This window comes from Caulobacter sp. GW821-FHT09A05 (assembly GCF_059418465.1).
This window is the reverse complement of sequence record NZ_JBWKPX010000009.1, coordinates 57,291-71,566: the sequence shown is the minus strand read 5'-3', so window position 1 is coordinate 71,566 and position 14,276 is coordinate 57,291. Positions and strand designations below refer to the sequence as shown.

The window sequence follows — 14,276 nt, the reverse complement described above, 5'->3', positions numbered from 1 at the left end:
ATGTCAAATGATCATCATACATCTTATGAATTTTTGGCTCAACGCACCGTCTTGATCGGGGCCACGAGGAAGGCGGAGCTGAAGACGAACAGGATCGCGGCGATGAAGATGGCGGCGTAGTTGTTGTCGAACAGGTGCAGGAGCACGGCCGCCATGACCGGGCTGATGATCTGCGGGATGTTGACCGCCGTGGTCAGGATGCCCAGGTCCTTGCCCTCGTCGCCGGCCACGGTCTTGGGCAGCACCTGGGTCATCAGGGCCATGTCGATCGACATGAACATGCCGTAGCCCACGCCGATCGCGCCGGCGTAGATCCACATGCCGGTCATGGTCGGCAGGATCAGCGGCGCGACCATGGCGCCGCCCATGATCAGGCTGGAGGCCACGACGAACGGCTTGCGCCGCTGCAGGCGGTCCGAAAGGAAGCCCGAGGCCAGGGACGAGACGATCAGGCAGACCAGGGTCAGGATCGCCAGGTTGGCGATGGTGATGTTGGAGCCGGCGTCCGACAGGCCGACATAGTCACGCAGGATGTAGAGCAGATAGGCCGCCACCGCCTGGTAGCCCATATAGACGGTGAAGCGTCCGGCGAAGGCCCAGGCGAAGTCCGGATGGTCCTTGGGGCTGATCCAGAAGCTGGCGGCGAAGGCCTTCCAGGAGAAGGGCCGGGCCGGGGCGTCGGCGCTGGACGTCTCGCGATTGATCAGCACGAAGGCCAGGCACGAGACGGCGATCGCCACGGCGAACAGGCCGTAGGCCAGCACCCGCGCGTCAGCCAGATAGCCGGCGACCACGGTCCCCGCGGTCAGGCCGGCGGTCATGCCCGCCCCGACCACGCCCGACACCCCGCCGCGGGTCTCTGGCGGAAAGCGGTCGGCGATCACCGTCGTCATCGCCGGCTGCATCGAATTGTAGGCGACGGCCGCCATGACCCACAGCACCATCAGCGACCAGAAGCTGGTCTGCCACGAGACGCCGAACAGGCACAGCGATCCGATCAGCGAGGCGATCGCGATCCAGGGCGAGCGCCGGCCCCAGCGCGTCCGGGTGCGGTCCGACAGGGCGCCGGCGATCGGCGTGGTCAGGGTCGAGAACACCGAGGTGACGGCGAACATCAGGGCCAGGTTGTTGGCTTTCTGGCCGGGATTCAGGGTGGCGATCTGGTTGGGCAGCAGCACGCCCAGCACGCCGCTGTAGAGCGCCATCAGCAGGAAGAAATTGACCATCAGCGACAGCTGCAGGCGCAGGCGCCCGGCGCTGGCCGTGGTCACGACGGGGATGGCGGTGTCGATCGTCATGGAAGCGTCTCCGGCGCCAGGGCGTAGAAGGCGGTCGCGGTTCCGGATTCGATCCGGCGCCGGTCGTGCGAGGGGAGGGCGGCCGTCGCCGCTTCGAAGACCGCGCGCCAACGGGGGTAGCCGCCGGCCAGATCGACCACCGGCCAGTCGCCGCCGAACATCAGGCGCCCGGGGCCGAAGCAGTCCAGGGCGTGGTCGACGTAGGGACGCAGCGTGTCGTCCTGCCCGCCCGGCCAATGGTCCTGCGTGGTCAGGCCGGAAATCTTGGCCGACAGGTTCGGAAAGCCGGCCAGGGCGCGCAGGCTGTCGGCCCAGCCGGCGCCGTCGATGTCGCCGGCGTGGGCGGCGATGTCGGGCTTGCCCAGGTGATCGAGCACCACCCGGGCGTCGGGCTGGCGCTCGAACAGCCTGGCCAGCACGTCGATGAGACGCGGCAGTTGGCGGTCGCGGGCGCAGAGGTCGATCGTCAGGCCGCGGCGGGCGGCGGCGGCCAGGCCGTCCAGATGCCTGCGGTCGGTGATGAAGTCGTCAGGCTCGTTCTGAACCGAGCGCCGCACGCCGCGCACAGTCGGGCGCTGGCGCAGGGCGTCGAGATGCGGCGCGACCGCCTCGCCCAGCTCGAGCGGCGCGAAGGCGACGACGCCGAGGATCTCCAGGTCCGGATGTTCCAGGCTGGCCACCCAGTCGACCTCGTCCAGCGCCTGGGCGGGCGCGCAATCGGCCTGGACGAAGACGGCCTGGCGCACGCCGGATCCCGTCGCCGCCCAGTCCTCCGGGCCGTGCCGGCCCGCGATGGCGGGAACGTGGGCCAGCCAGTCGTAGGCGAGCCGCGGGGGATCCCAGAGATGCAGGTGCGCGTCGATCATGCGCCCGCCTTGCCGCCATGGCCTGGCAGCAGGTCCCAGCCGAGATCCTTGACCGGCGCGAGGGCGGACTGGGCGGCGGCCAGGATCTCGGGGTCGATCGGGGTGGTCAGGGCGGCGATGTTCCGGCTCAGGGTCTCGGGCTGCGACATGCCGACCACGGTCGAGGCGACGCCGGCCTCGCTCGCCGTCTGCAGGGCGAACTGCAGGGCGACGAACGACAGGTCCGCGCCCAGCGCCCGGCAGCGCCGCGCCGCCGCCATCGCCGCCTCCCGCACCCGGTCATGGGCGGGATGCCAGTCCGGCGGTCCGTTGGCCGTGAGCAGGCCCATGCCCAGCGGCGAGGCGTTGAACACCGCCACGCCGCGCGCGGCCAGCCGCCGGGCGACCGGCGCCAGGCGCTGGTCCTGCAGGGTGTAGGTGCAATAGGCCATCGCCGTGTCGACGGCCTCGGCGAGGGCGACCTGCTCCAGCAGCTCAAGATCGTAGCCGGTGACGCCGATCCGCCCGATCGCGCCCTGGGCCTTGAGCTCGCGCAGCGTCGGCAAGGCCTCGTCGAGGAGTTGCCGGCGGTCGCCATATTCGATGTCGTGGCATTGCAGGACGTCGATCCGGTCGACGCCCAGCCGTTCGCGGCTTTCGTCCAGGCTGCGCAGGGTGGCCTCGCGCGAGAAGTCCCAGGTCTTGTCGCCCTGGCGGCCGACCTTGGTCATCAGCACGAAGTCGTCGCGCGGGACGCCGCGCAGGGCCGAGCCGAGCGCGGTCTCGGCCCGCGTCCCGCCATAGTAGGGCGCCACGTCGATCAGGTTGACGCCCGCTTCCATGGCCGTGGCCACCACCGAGTCCGCCTGGGCCTGGGAGACCGCGCCGTAGACGCCGCCCAGCGAGGCGCCGCCCAGGGCCAGGGCCGAAACGCGCGGTCCTTCCGCGCCGAGCCTGATGCTGATCATCCCGTCGGTCCCTCTCGCGACGGCCTATCGTTCGGCCGCGGCGCGGCCGTTGGGCACCAGCCCCAGCCCCGCCTGCCTTGGACGGACGTGGGGCCCCCCCGGCCTGGACCATGTCCCGTCCAGGCGGTTGGCGGCGATGGCCGCCTCGTCCACCTCGATTCCCAGGCCGGGCCGGTCGCCCAGGACCAGACCGCCGTCCATGATCTGCTGGTCCACGTCAAGGCCGAGCGGGAAGTTCAGGTCCTGGATCTCGACGCCCACCATGTTCGGGGCCGCCGCCGCCGCGTGGGCGACGGGGTTGGCGTCGTAGCCGACCGGCGAGACCGGCAGGTTGTGCGCGTGGGCCGCCAGCGAGACGCGGATGAAATGGGTGACGCCCCAGACGCTGCCGGTCTGGACGATGTCGACGGCCTTGGCTTCGAACAGCGGCGTGAACTGGTCCAGCCCGGTCAGGTTCTCGCCGGTCGCGACGGCGGCCTTCACCGCCCGGCTGACGATGGCGTGGCCCTCGGCGTCCCAGCGGCGCAGGGGCTCCTCGACCCAGGTCAGGTCGATGCGCGCCTCGATCTCGCTGATGTGGCGTATGGCCTGCTTGCGGCTCCAGCATTCATTGACGTCCAGCATCAGGGCCGGGCGCTCGGTGTTGCGGCGGAGGATGTCGCGCGCCATCGCCAGGCGGCGGACGTCGCGTTCGATGTCGCGGCCGCCCTTGATCTTGGCGCCGGTGAAGCCGCGCTCGGCCCACAGGGCGTAGTGCGCCTGGAACGCGTCGTCCTCCAGGCCGTAGCACAGGCCCGAGGCGTAGCCCGGAACGAAGCGGCTGCGCGCGCCCAGCGTGCGCCACAGCGGCTCGTCCGCCATCTTGGCCTTCAGGTCCCACAGCGCCATGTCCACGGCGGCGATGGCGCCATAGGTGGCCCCCGCGTGGCCGCTCTTGAACACGTGGGCCAGCATGCGGTCGTACAGGGCGGTGACGGCGCGCGGATCCTCGCCCTCGACGGCGGGAAAGACGCGTTCGATATCGGCGTGCTGGCCCAGGCCGACCCCGGTCAGGCCGCCGTCGGTCTCGAGCAGCAGGATCGGCGTCTCCGTGACGCCGGTCTCGACCACGCCGTTCACGTCCCCCACGGGCCGCCCCCAATCATGGATCGTCGTCAGGCTGCGGTAGCCGGTAATCTTCATGGCCCAGTCTCTTCGCGCCCGGTGCGGCCCGCGGCGCTTTCAGAATATAATATGTATGATGAATTTGACCTTTGCAACCCTTGACGGATGCCGCTGGGCGGGCTCACGAGTGGACACAGGACGTCTCGAATCTCGTATTGTGATACGATACGGCTTCCGAACAGGGCGTCCCGGAGGCGAGATAAGCGGTGGTCATGACAGCTTCGACGAACGTCTCGGGCCCGAGGGCCGCGCGTCGCCCCAGGCTGGCCGTCGCGGTGGTCGAGGACCTGGTCAGCGCGATCGTCACCGAGGTCTATCCGCCCGGCTCGGCCCTGCCGCCGGAAAACGTCCTGTGCGACATGTACGAGGTCAGCCGCACGGTGGTGCGCGAGGCGACGACGGCCCTGACGGAAAAGGGGCTGGTGGTGTCTCAGCAGGGGCGGGGCACGATCATCCAGGATCCGTCGTCCTGGAACCTGCTGGACCCGATGATCCTCAGCGCGCTGTTCCGGCGCGAGGACGGGCTGAGCTATCTCGACAATCTGTCGGAAATCCGGGCGTCGCTGGAGGCGAGCATGGCCGGCAAGGCGGCTCGCAACATCACCCCGGAAGCCGCCGCCCAGCTGGGTCGGCAGATCGAGAAGCTCGAGGGGCTGATCGACACCCCCGCGGCCTATGTCCACGAGGACGTGTTGTTCCATGACATCATCATGCGGATGTCCGGCGATCGCCTGAGCAAGGCGATCATCGACAGCATCCAGGGCAAGGCGGTGAAGACCTACAGCTACAGCGGCCGGCTGGACGTCGACCACGTGCGAGCCACCCATGAAGCGCACAAGCGGGTCTACGAGGCCATCGTGGCCGGCGACTCCGAAGGTGCCGCCCGCGCGATGCGCGAGCACATCGAGACGTCCTGGCGCAAGCGCCGTCCATCGGAGCCGGACGGAAAGAGCGCCTGATCGCCCCCTGGTCTTGCCCGCGCCGCGCCGTGCGCGCGGCGGATTTTGGCCACAAGGGATTTCGGGCATGTTATGGCCCACGAAATTCTCCTGACGCCTTGAAATTCATCGCGGGCCGACCCAGGTCGACCGAGTGAAGATCACGAATTAAGTCAAAGCCTTATGTCGAAGCTCTCCGTTGCGCCGATGATGGACTGGAGCGACCGTCACTGCCGGTCGCTGCATCGGGTGCTGTCGCGCCGGGCGTTGCTCTATTCCGAGATGGTGACCAGCGGCGCGGTGCTGAACGGCGACCGCGAGAAGCTGCTGGGCTTCGACGCCGGCCAGCATCCCGTGGCGCTGCAATTGGGCGGATCCGAGCCGGCCGACCTGGCCGCCGCCGCCAGGATCGGCGAGGACTGGGGCTATGACGAGATCAATCTGAACGTCGGCTGTCCGTCCGACCGGGTGCAGAGCGGCCGGTTTGGGGCCTGCCTGATGCGCGAGCCCCGGCTGGTGGCCGACTGCATGGCGGCGATGGCGGCGGCGGTGTCCGTGCCCGTCACCGTCAAGTGCCGGATCGGCGTCGACGACCAGGACCCGGAAGAGAGCCTGTTCGAGCTGGTCGACCTGTCGGCCCAGGCCGGCGTCACCACCTTCGTGGTCCATGCGCGCAAGGCCTGGCTGAAGGGGCTGTCGCCGAAGGAAAACCGCGACGTGCCGCCGCTGGACTACCCGCTGGTCCACCGGTTGAAGCGCGAACGCCCCGACCTAGCCATCGTGATCAATGGCGGGATCCCGGATCTCGACGTGGCCCTGGCCCAACTGGAGCACGTGGACGGGGCGATGTTGGGGCGGGCCGCCTACCATGAGCCGGGTCTGCTGGGGCAGGTCGATCGTCGGGTGTTCGGCGAGGACGTCGCCGACGTCGACGCGTTCGAGGCGGTCGAACTCTACAAACCCTACATGGCCGCCCAGCTGGCGGCGGGCGTGCACCTGGCGGCGATGAGCCGTCATATGCTGGGCCTGTTCCACGGCCTGCCCGGCGCGCGCGCCTGGCGTCGGATTCTGACCGTCGACGGCGTGAAGGCGGGGGCGGGGCTGGACGTGGTCGACCACGCTCTGGGCGCAGTACGCCAGGCGGTCGACGCGCGCGAAGCCCGGACGCTGGACGCCCTCGCCAGCTGAGCCCTGGGAACAAGTGAAGCGAACACAGGGTTACGAACCTTGAAGTCGGGGTGAAGCCCTGATGCGAGGTCGCGAAATGTTACGCCCTATCCTTGTCGTTGTACTTCTCGCGGCGACCGCCCCGTCCCTGGCGCGAGCTCAGGACGGTCGCCTGGCCGTCGGCGCCAATATCGGTACGCCCGGCCTGGGCGTCGAACTGCAGTACAAGCTCAGCGACCATTTCGTCGTTCGGGGTGGCGGCGACTGGATGAACTTCGACTACGACCACACCTACAGCGGCGTCGACTATTCGGCGAAACTGAAGACCGGCACGGCGGGCGCCTTCGTCGATTGGCACCCCGGCGGCGGCGGCTTCTTCCTGTCGGGCGGCAGCTACTTCGGCGAGCGCAAGGCCAGGCTGGACGGCCGGCCGACGGGACCGACCCGGATCGGCGACCTGACGTTCACGCCCGAGCAGATCGGCACGATCCGCGGCGATGTCGAGATGTCGAAAACCCAGCCGTTCCTGGGGCTGGGCTGGGACAACACCTTCACTCGCAACAGCCGCTGGGGCTTTCGGGTGCTGGGCGGCGTGTCGTTCAGCGACAAGCCCAAGGTCGATCTGACCGCGACCGACGGCGCCTTGGCCGGCGATCCCACCTTCCAGGCCGAACTTCAGCGAGAGGAGGAGGACGTCCGCGACGACGCCAAGGGCTTCAAGTACTTTCCGATCGTCCAGGTCGGCTTGAACTACCGGTTCTGATCCTGGCTCAGGATCGCAGGACCAGGGCGCGGGGCGTGGCCTGGAAGCTGGACAGCCGGCCCAGATAGCTCATGCCCAGCAGCGAGGTCTCCAGGCCCTTTTCGACGACCAGCGCTTCGACGTCGCGTACCTGGGCGCCGGCCACCGAAACGCTGGCCAGCTTGACCGAGGCGGCGCGGGTTTCACCCGAGGCGGTCATGACCTTGTAGCTGTAGTCCAGCGCCTTGGTGTCGATGCCTAGCCGCTTGGCGTCGGTCTGGCTGAGGGCGACGGCGGTGGCCCCGGTGTCGATCAGGAAGCGCACGGCGCGGCCGTCGACCTTGGCCTCGGCCCAGAAGTGGCCGTCGGCCGCCTTGACGATCTGGGCGGCGCCGTCATCGGCGGCGGCCACGGCGGGGGCGGGGCCGCGCAGGTCCGGCTGGCGCAGGTCGTCCAGCGACACGACAGCCTTCGCCGCCCCGACCGCCGAGAGCGCGCCTACGATCGCGATGGCCGCGAACTTGAACATCGAAGTCACCCCGCCATACAGGCTTGCTGGCCGTTTCTACGGCCGTTGCGGGGAGAGTAGCCGCGAATGGGTTTTCAACCGATGAATCGCGGTCTTTACGGTTCAGTAAAGTTAACAGAGTGTCGATTGACTGGAAAATTAAAAAGCTGTAATACTTGTGATATCTAACATTACATTCAAGTAATGTGCAACATGACTTCGATTTAACTTCGGATCGGCATGTCTCGGCGGCATATAGTTGTTCACCAACTCAGTGCTTGTTGAGGGAACAACGCCATGAAGAAGACCATCATCGCCGCCGCCGTCGCGCTTTCCGGCGTGGCCGGAGCGGCTCAGGCCGCCGAAATCAGCAACACCCAGTTCCTGCAAGCCGCCCGCTGCCGTGGCCTGGCCGCTTCGGAGGGCCTGGGCAAGCTCGACACCGCCGGCATCGACGCGTTCCTCAAGCAGGAAACCGGCAGCCGCGAACTGCCGGTCCGCGTGTCGGCGAACAACAAGATCTCGGGCGCGCAGAAGGAAGGCGACAAGGCCGACGGCGCCAAGAAGGAAAAGCTGCTCGCCGAACGCTCCGGCGTCTGTTCGGCCTGGCTGGGCGGCGCGGCGACCGGCGCGGCCATGAACACCGCGAACTAGGGACCGTCTAGTCCTGGCCGATCGTAAGGTTGGCCATCGGGTCGGGGCGGTGGGGCAGGTCGTTCATGATCGCCGCCCGCTCTTCGTCGCTCAGGCGGGCCCAGCCGGCGATCTCCGGAAGGGTTCGCCGGCAACCCAGGCAAAAGCCGCTCCGCCCGTCCACGGCGCAGACCTTCACGCACGGCGTCGCGATCGGGCGCGGAGGACGGGGCGCCGACTTCAGCGTGTCGAGGGGCGTCGAGCTCATGCCCCGTATGTCGCCGTTCCCGGCGGGCCGCGCAAGGGCGGCGCCGGCGCCGGCCGTGTGTCGATAGCGTCCGTCATTCTCTCCCGTACTTCCCCGTCAAAAGGAGCCATCATGCGTATTCTTGGTCTCACCATCGCCGCCGCGCTCGCCGCCTCGGCGACCACCGCCCCGGCCTTCGCCGCCGATCGTATCAGCGATAGCGAACTCGTGCGGGCCGCGCGCTGCCTTGGCCTGGCCAAGGCCGCCAACCTGGGCGTCTCGGATGCGAGCGCGCTGCAGGCGTTCGTGAAGACGCAGGGCCGAAGCCGCGATCCGCTGGTCCAGGACCGCGCTGACGCCGCCGAACGGGCCGCCAAGTCCCAGGCTGGCAAGGCCAAGGACGGTCTCAAGGCGTCGCTGATCGCCGAGCGCGACGGCGCCTGCAAGGCGCTGGTCCAGGCCTCGTCGACCGCTTCGGTAGCAGCGCCGGCCGGGGCCTGACGGCGCCGATCGGATCGAACCGGACTTTGCATCGGGCGCGGGCTGGCTTAAGCCCGCGCCTCATGACCGCTTCCTCACCCGCCGCCTCGCCCTTCGACGACATCCGCAAGCTGGCCGCCGACGCGCCCGCTGCTCCGATCCCGGCCTTCGAGGGCGGGGATCGTCTGGCGGAGCTCTCGGCCTGGCTGACCGCCTGGACCGGCAAGACGCCGCCGGCGGTGCTGCGTCCGGTCGTGGCCCTCTATGCCGGCGCGCGCCAGGGCGTGGGGCCGCGCGGCTACGCCCGCGAGCGCCTGGAGGCGGTGGCCGCCGGCGGGGCCAATGTCTGCCGCATCGCCGGTGTGCAGGGCGCGGGGCTGGAGGCCTTCGACCTGGCCATCGACCGTCCGACGCCGGACGCCGTCGCCAAGGCGTCGATGAGCGAGAAGGAATGCGCCGCGACCATGGCCTTTGGCATGGAAGCCTTGGCCAAGCAGCCCGATCTGCTGATCCCCGGCGTGATCGCCGCCGAGACCGACCGCGCCGCCGGGGCCATCGCCCTGGCGCTGTTTGGCGGCGAGGCCTCGGACTGGAGCGACGCGCCCGAGCCGATCGCCGCCGCCGTGGCCCGGGCCGCGGGTGAGGACGACCTGTCCGATCCGCTGCAGGCCCTGCGCCAGTTGGGCGGCCGTGAGACCGCCGCCCTGGTCGGGGCGATCCTCGCAGCCCGCGTCCAGAAGATCCCCGTCCTGCTGGACGGCTATGCGTCGGCCGCCGCCGCCGCCGTGCTGCAGGTGATCGATCCGGCGCTGATCGCCCATTGCCAGGCCGGCCACGTCGGGACCGCCAAGGGCCACGCCCGCCTGCTGCGGGCCCTGGGCAAGCGGCCGCTGGTCGCCCTGGACCTCGCCGAGGAGGAGGGCGTCGGCGGGGTCACCGCCCTGGCCCTGGTCCGGCTGGCCTGCGAGGTGCGATAGGGTCCGGCCCGGCGTCGCCTGAACATTGTTTACGTTGACGCTAAGGTCATCTTTCCAAACGCCCGTTCGAACTCTAAGGTGACTCCCGAAAGCCAAAGACGGCCCCGCAGAGGGCCGGTTTCCGGGAGTCCGCCATGAACCTCGATTTCTCGCCCGAAGACGTCGCGTTCCGCGACGAGGTCCGCGCCTTCATCGCCGAGAACTATCCCGCCGGCCTGCGCGAGAAGCAGGAGGAGGGCGAGGAGATGGCCAAGCACGATTTCCTGTCCTGGCACCGCATCCTGGCCAAGAAGGGCTGGGTGGCGCCGGCCTGGCCCGAGAAGTACGGCGGTCCCGGTTGGACCTCCGTCCAGCGCTACATCTGGTCGGAAGAGACCGCCCGCGCCGATTGCGTGCCGATCCTGCCGTTCGGCATCAACATGGTCGGACCGGTGATCTACACCTTCGCCACGCCCGAGCAGAAGGAGCGCTTCCTGCCGCCGACCCTGTCGGGCGATATCTGGTGGGCCCAGGGCTATTCGGAGCCGGGCGCGGGGTCGGACCTCGCCAGCCTGAAGACCAAGGCCGAGCGCTTCACCGGCGACGACGGCAAGGAATACTACCTGGTCAACGGCCAGAAGACCTGGACCACCCTGGCCCAGCACGGCGACTGGATCTTCTGCCTGGTCCGCACCGACCCCAACGCCAAGATCCAGGAAGGTATCTCGTTCCTGCTGATCGACATGAAGTCGCCGGGCGTGACCGTGCGTCCGATCATCACCCTGGGCGGCGAGCACGAGGTCAACGAGGTCTGGCTCGAGAACGTCAAGGTGCCGGTCGAGAACCGCATCTACGAGGAAAACAAGGGCTGGACCTGCGCCAAGTTCCTGCTGGCCCATGAACGCTCGGGCATCGCGGGCGTGGCGCGCTCCAAGCGCGGCATCGAGCGCATCCGCCAGATCGCCGCGACCGAGCTGGGCGACGACGGCCAGCCGCTGCTGGCCGATCCGGCCTTCAAGCGCAAGGTGGCCGACCTGGAGATCGACCTGACGGCGCTGGAATATACCGAGCTGCGCACCCTGGCCGGCGAGGCCGCGGGAAAGGGCCCCGGTCCGGAATCCTCGCTCCTGAAGATCAAGGGCACCGAGATCCAGCAGCGGATCACCGAACTGGTGCTGGAAGCCGCCGGCCACTATGGGGCGCCATACTTCCGCGGCTTCCCGGACGACGGCGACAACGCCCACCCGATCGGCCCCGACTGGGCCCACCGCGCGGCGCCGACCTATTTCAACGTCCGCAAGACCTCGATCTACGGCGGCTCCAACGAGATCCAGCGCAACATCATCGCCAAGATGGTGCTGGGACTTTGATGGCTCTTCCTTCTCCCCTTGCGGGAGAAGGTGTCGCGAAGCGACGGATGAGGGGTTGAAGGCGCGATCAGCCGCGCTGCGCCTGGGCCGACACGCCGGCGCGACCCCTCATCCGACGTCCTTCGGACGCCACCTTCTCCCGCAAGGGGAGAAGGACACAAGACAAGCAAGCGGCCAGGACGCCGAAGAACAAAATCCGGAGACCCAGGAATGGACTTCAACTTCACCGAAGAGCAGTCGATGGTCCGCGACACGGTCGCGAGCTTCCTGCAGGACAAGTACGACTTCGAGACCCGCCGCAAGATCGTGGCGTCCGAAAGCGGCTGGCGCGCCGACTACTGGAAGGCTTTCGCCGAGGAACTGGGCATCCTGGGGGCTTCGTTCAGCGAAGACCTGGGCGGCCTGGGCGGCGGCGCGATCGACAACATGATCATCATGGAGGAGTTCGGCAAGGCGCTGGTGATCGAGCCCTATCTGGGCACGGTGGTGATCGGCGGCGGCTTCATGAAGCACTCGGGCTACGCCGGCGCGGCGTCGGTGATCGAGGGCATCGTCGCGGGCACGACCACCATCGCCTTCGCCTATGCCGAACCGCAAAGCCGCTACACCTGGCGGGACCTGAAGACCACGGCCAGGAAGGACGGTTCCGGCTATGTCCTCAACGGTCACAAGGCCGTGGTGGTCGGCGCGCCGTTCGCCACCCACCTGGTGGTCACCGCCCGCACCGGCGGCGCCCAGCGCGACGCCGGCGGCGTCTCGGTGTTCTTGGTCGACAAGAGCCTGCCGGGGATCGTCACCCGCGACTATCCCACGGTGGACGGCGGCCGCGCCTCGGAGGTCTATTTCGAGAACGTCTCGATCCCCGCCGACGCCCTGGTCGGCGAGGAGGGCGGCGGCCTGCCCCTGGTCGACAAGGTGATCGACGAGGCCACCGCCGCCGTCGGCGCCGAGGCCGTGGGCGTGCTGCGCAAGCTGCACGAGGGCACGCTGGACTATGCCAAGCAGCGCAAGCAGTTCGGCACGGCCATCAGCAATTTCCAGGTGCTGCAGCACAGGATGGTCGATATGTTCATCGAGGTCGAGCAGGCCGTGTCGATGACCTACATGGCCACGATCAAGCTGGACGAGGGCAACGACGAGCGCGCCAAGGCCGTCTCGGCCGCCAAGGTCCGCATCGGCCGCGCCTGCAAGTTCGTGGGCCAGAACGCCATCCAGATCCACGGCGGCATGGGCATGACCGACGAGCTGGCGATCGGCCACTATTTCAAGCGCGCCTCGATCATCGAGGGCCTGTTCGGCTCGGTCGATCACCACCTGAAGCGCTACGAATCGCTGTCGTTCGGGCCGGCCGGCGACAAGGCGGCCTGATACAGTCTACGGACAACCCTTGATTGATCGTCAAGCCGCCCGCGACAGGCTGTCGCGGGCGGCTTTTTCCTTGTAGCGCAAGGCCCTGCGCGAAAAGGAGAAATCAGATCATCCGTGTGCGGATTTCGTCAGGGTTCGGATGATCTGTCTTGCGTCCTGGCCGCGTCGGCGCATGCTTTGCTTCGACGCGCTGACGACTAGGAGGGTGGGAACCCCTGTAAGCCGCGCGCGTCTCCTGGTCCAACGGCCTGTCTGTTCAAGCAAGTCTGGGAGGCGCCGCCAATGAACGTATCGAAGATGAACCACGCCATGCTGTCCTTCGCCCTGATGGGCGGGATGCTGGTGGGGGGACGGCAAGCGCCGAAGCCGCCGGTCACCGAACCCAAGCCCTCCGGCCGGAAGTAGGCGGAAAAAAGGCGGACCGCCTGGCGGTCCGCCCTCTGTTCGCGGTCTGGAAAAGCCCAGCAGGCTTAAGGCTTGGCGGCCGTATTGCAGTCGGCCAGGCCCGCGGCGTCCAGGTCCGCGCCGCGATAGTTGAAGCTGACGACCGCGCCGAGTTCGGCGGCGACCTTGCGGCAGGCGCGGCCGATCGGCAGCGACTTGACCTGGGGGGCGGCGCAGACGTCGCCGTTGCAGCGCCACATGGCGCCGTCCTGGATCAGGGAAGGCGCCTTGCTGGGGGCCTTCAGCTTGAGGACCGCGCCCTCGGCGGCGAAGGCGCTGGTCGCCATACCAAGCGTGGACAGGGCGGAGGCCGCGACGAGCGCGGTCATGAAGATACGCATGCTTGTTTCCTGTTATCCCCTAAGGCCGACACTGGGAGGTCGGCTGGGAATACAATTGGTTGCGTTTCGCAACTAAGTCAACAAACGAACGTTTGACGCCGCTTCTTCTTGCCCGGTTTCCGCCAGCCACGCCAGCACGGCCGGCGTTATGTCGCCGGCCTTGTCCGCCACCCGCCAGCAGTCGGCCAGGGAAGGCGGGGTCAGGCCCTGGTCGATGGTGTGCCGCAGCAGGGCGAACAGCGGATCCCAGAAACCGCCCGGATTGTGGAAGACGATCGGCTTGCGATGCAGGTCCAGGCGTCGCCAGGACAGCAGCTCGATGATCTCCTCCAGGGTGCCGATGCCGCCGGGCAGCACGACGAAGGCGTCCGACCGCTCGAACATCATCATCTTGCGCTCGTGCATCGAGGTGACGATCACCGTCTCGACGTCGTCGAACGGCTGCTCGCGGCCGCGCAGGAACTCGGGGATGACGCCCAGGACCCGGCCGCCGGCCGCATGGGCCCCTCGCGCCGTGGCGCCCATCAGCCCCACGCCGCCGCCGCCATAGACCAGCTTCAGCCCGGCCCTGGCGAAATCGCCGCCGATCTCGAACGCGGCTTCCAGGAAGGCCGGGTCGGCCGTGTTCGACGAGCCGCAATAGACGCAGACGGCCTTGGCGGCCTCCACGGCGGCGGCCTGGCCGCTGGACAGGTCGGGCATCGTCGTCCACTCCAGAAAATAATCAGCGCGCCGGTCCTTGTACCCAAGGGCGGCGCGCCGCACGTGAACAGCCAAGAAACGGGCCGTCGGGGCGTCGTCGGCCGT

General features: G+C 68.4%; 17 protein-coding genes. 9 read left to right on the top strand and 8 right to left on the bottom strand.

Annotation, left to right across the window (positions count from 1 at the left end):
• Positions 1-38 precede the first annotated feature (38 nt).
• From AC07NX_RS10835 to AC07NX_RS10820, 4 genes are read right to left on the bottom strand one after another with little or no spacing between them, the layout of a single operon-like run.
• Positions 39-1,298 (bottom strand): MFS transporter, encoded by a 1,260-nt coding sequence (locus tag AC07NX_RS10835; protein ID WP_494641715.1) that lies wholly within the window; start codon positions 1,296-1,298, stop codon positions 39-41.
• Entirely contained in the window at positions 1,295-2,164 is an 870-nt protein-coding gene (locus AC07NX_RS10830; RefSeq protein WP_494641713.1) for an amidohydrolase family protein, read from the bottom strand. Before AC07NX_RS10830 ends, AC07NX_RS10835 begins: the two co-directional genes overlap by 4 nt.
• Positions 2,161-3,111: an aldo/keto reductase gene (locus AC07NX_RS10825; protein ID WP_494641711.1), complete on the bottom strand. Its 951-nt coding sequence runs from the start codon at positions 3,109-3,111 to the stop codon at positions 2,161-2,163. Before AC07NX_RS10825 ends, AC07NX_RS10830 begins: the two co-directional genes overlap by 4 nt.
• 24 nt (positions 3,112-3,135) lie before the next feature.
• Complete coding sequence (locus AC07NX_RS10820; RefSeq protein WP_494641709.1) at positions 3,136-4,293, bottom strand: mandelate racemase/muconate lactonizing enzyme family protein; 1,158 nt, start codon at positions 4,291-4,293, stop codon at positions 3,136-3,138.
• Between the two features lie 194 nt (positions 4,294-4,487).
• Here AC07NX_RS10820 and AC07NX_RS10815 point away from each other — a divergent pair, with 194 nt between their 5' ends.
• From AC07NX_RS10815 to AC07NX_RS10805, 3 genes are all read left to right on the top strand, one after another.
• The gene (locus AC07NX_RS10815) at positions 4,488-5,234 is read left to right on the top strand and encodes a FadR/GntR family transcriptional regulator (protein ID WP_494641707.1); all 747 of its coding nucleotides are present in this window, start codon (positions 4,488-4,490) and stop codon (positions 5,232-5,234) included.
• A 162-nt stretch (positions 5,235-5,396) separates the two neighbouring features.
• Positions 5,397-6,401, top strand: coding sequence for a tRNA dihydrouridine(20/20a) synthase DusA (gene dusA / locus AC07NX_RS10810; RefSeq protein ID WP_494641706.1), 1,005 nt, complete (start codon positions 5,397-5,399; stop codon positions 6,399-6,401).
• 76 nt (positions 6,402-6,477) lie between these two features.
• Positions 6,478-7,143 carry a hypothetical protein gene (locus AC07NX_RS10805; protein ID WP_494641704.1) on the top strand — a complete coding sequence of 222 codons (666 nt, stop codon included), beginning with the start codon at positions 6,478-6,480 and terminating at the stop codon, positions 7,141-7,143.
• Positions 7,144-7,150: 7 nt separating this feature from the next.
• Here the strand turns inward: AC07NX_RS10805 and AC07NX_RS10800 are convergent, their stop codons facing one another.
• Positions 7,151-7,651: a TIGR02281 family clan AA aspartic protease gene (locus AC07NX_RS10800; protein WP_494641703.1), complete on the bottom strand. Its 501-nt coding sequence runs from the start codon at positions 7,649-7,651 to the stop codon at positions 7,151-7,153.
• A gap of 276 nt (positions 7,652-7,927) precedes the next feature.
• Between AC07NX_RS10800 and AC07NX_RS10795 the strand changes: the two genes are divergently transcribed.
• The gene (locus AC07NX_RS10795; RefSeq protein WP_494641701.1) at positions 7,928-8,284 is read left to right on the top strand and encodes a hypothetical protein; all 357 of its coding nucleotides are present in this window, start codon (positions 7,928-7,930) and stop codon (positions 8,282-8,284) included.
• Positions 8,285-8,291: 7 nt separating this feature from the next.
• Here AC07NX_RS10795 and AC07NX_RS10790 read toward each other — a convergent pair whose 3' ends face one another.
• Positions 8,292-8,531 carry a DUF1289 domain-containing protein gene (locus tag AC07NX_RS10790; RefSeq protein WP_494641700.1) on the bottom strand — a complete coding sequence of 80 codons (240 nt, stop codon included), beginning with the start codon at positions 8,529-8,531 and terminating at the stop codon, positions 8,292-8,294.
• Positions 8,532-8,642: 111 nt separating this feature from the next.
• On the opposite strand from AC07NX_RS10790, the gene AC07NX_RS10785 reads away from it, so the two are divergent.
• The 5 genes from AC07NX_RS10785 to AC07NX_RS10765 all read left to right on the top strand — a co-directional run bounded on the left by AC07NX_RS10785 (position 8,643) and on the right by AC07NX_RS10765 (position 13,089).
• Entirely contained in the window at positions 8,643-9,011 is a 369-nt protein-coding gene (locus AC07NX_RS10785; RefSeq protein WP_494641698.1) for a hypothetical protein, read from the top strand.
• Between the two features lie 62 nt (positions 9,012-9,073).
• Entirely contained in the window at positions 9,074-9,967 is an 894-nt protein-coding gene (locus AC07NX_RS10780; RefSeq protein ID WP_494641696.1) for a nicotinate-nucleotide--dimethylbenzimidazole phosphoribosyltransferase, read from the top strand.
• 134 nt (positions 9,968-10,101) lie between these two features.
• Positions 10,102-11,316 carry an acyl-CoA dehydrogenase family protein gene (locus AC07NX_RS10775; RefSeq protein ID WP_494641694.1) on the top strand — a complete coding sequence of 405 codons (1,215 nt, stop codon included), beginning with the start codon at positions 10,102-10,104 and terminating at the stop codon, positions 11,314-11,316.
• A 210-nt stretch (positions 11,317-11,526) separates the two neighbouring features.
• Positions 11,527-12,684 carry an acyl-CoA dehydrogenase family protein gene (locus AC07NX_RS10770; protein ID WP_494641692.1) on the top strand — a complete coding sequence of 386 codons (1,158 nt, stop codon included), beginning with the start codon at positions 11,527-11,529 and terminating at the stop codon, positions 12,682-12,684.
• 282 nt (positions 12,685-12,966) lie between these two features.
• Entirely contained in the window at positions 12,967-13,089 is a 123-nt protein-coding gene (locus tag AC07NX_RS10765) for a hypothetical protein (RefSeq protein ID WP_494641690.1), read from the top strand.
• Between the two features lie 65 nt (positions 13,090-13,154).
• Here AC07NX_RS10765 and AC07NX_RS10760 read toward each other — a convergent pair whose 3' ends face one another.
• Complete coding sequence (locus AC07NX_RS10760) at positions 13,155-13,469, bottom strand: DUF8200 family protein (protein ID WP_494641688.1); 315 nt, start codon at positions 13,467-13,469, stop codon at positions 13,155-13,157.
• A 72-nt stretch (positions 13,470-13,541) separates the two neighbouring features.
• Positions 13,542-14,171, bottom strand: coding sequence for an LOG family protein (locus tag AC07NX_RS10755; protein ID WP_494641686.1), 630 nt, complete (start codon positions 14,169-14,171; stop codon positions 13,542-13,544).
• Positions 14,172-14,276: the final 105 nt, after the last annotated feature.

Coding starts and splice junctions, on each gene's coding strand:
- AC07NX_RS10780 (WP_494641696.1), top strand. CDS start 9,074: ATGACCGCTTCCTCACCCGCCGCCTCGCCCTTCGACGACATCCGCAAG.
- AC07NX_RS10795 (WP_494641701.1), top strand. CDS start 7,928: ATGAAGAAGACCATCATCGCCGCCGCCGTCGCGCTTTCCGGCGTGGCC.
- AC07NX_RS10820 (WP_494641709.1), bottom strand. CDS start 4,293: ATGAAGATTACCGGCTACCGCAGCCTGACGACGATCCATGATTGGGGG.
- AC07NX_RS10765 (WP_494641690.1), top strand. CDS start 12,967: ATGAACGTATCGAAGATGAACCACGCCATGCTGTCCTTCGCCCTGATG.
- AC07NX_RS10775 (WP_494641694.1), top strand. CDS start 10,102: ATGAACCTCGATTTCTCGCCCGAAGACGTCGCGTTCCGCGACGAGGTC.
- AC07NX_RS10770 (WP_494641692.1), top strand. CDS start 11,527: ATGGACTTCAACTTCACCGAAGAGCAGTCGATGGTCCGCGACACGGTC.
- AC07NX_RS10830 (WP_494641713.1), bottom strand. CDS start 2,164: ATGATCGACGCGCACCTGCATCTCTGGGATCCCCCGCGGCTCGCCTAC.
- dusA (WP_494641706.1), top strand. CDS start 5,397: ATGTCGAAGCTCTCCGTTGCGCCGATGATGGACTGGAGCGACCGTCAC.
- AC07NX_RS10825 (WP_494641711.1), bottom strand. CDS start 3,111: ATGATCAGCATCAGGCTCGGCGCGGAAGGACCGCGCGTTTCGGCCCTG.
- AC07NX_RS10760 (WP_494641688.1), bottom strand. CDS start 13,469: ATGCGTATCTTCATGACCGCGCTCGTCGCGGCCTCCGCCCTGTCCACG.
- AC07NX_RS10790 (WP_494641700.1), bottom strand. CDS start 8,531: ATGAGCTCGACGCCCCTCGACACGCTGAAGTCGGCGCCCCGTCCTCCG.
- AC07NX_RS10785 (WP_494641698.1), top strand. CDS start 8,643: ATGCGTATTCTTGGTCTCACCATCGCCGCCGCGCTCGCCGCCTCGGCG.
- AC07NX_RS10805 (WP_494641704.1), top strand. CDS start 6,478: ATGTTACGCCCTATCCTTGTCGTTGTACTTCTCGCGGCGACCGCCCCG.
- AC07NX_RS10815 (WP_494641707.1), top strand. CDS start 4,488: ATGACAGCTTCGACGAACGTCTCGGGCCCGAGGGCCGCGCGTCGCCCC.
- AC07NX_RS10755 (WP_494641686.1), bottom strand. CDS start 14,171: ATGCCCGACCTGTCCAGCGGCCAGGCCGCCGCCGTGGAGGCCGCCAAG.
- AC07NX_RS10800 (WP_494641703.1), bottom strand. CDS start 7,651: ATGTTCAAGTTCGCGGCCATCGCGATCGTAGGCGCGCTCTCGGCGGTC.
- AC07NX_RS10835 (WP_494641715.1), bottom strand. CDS start 1,298: ATGACGATCGACACCGCCATCCCCGTCGTGACCACGGCCAGCGCCGGG.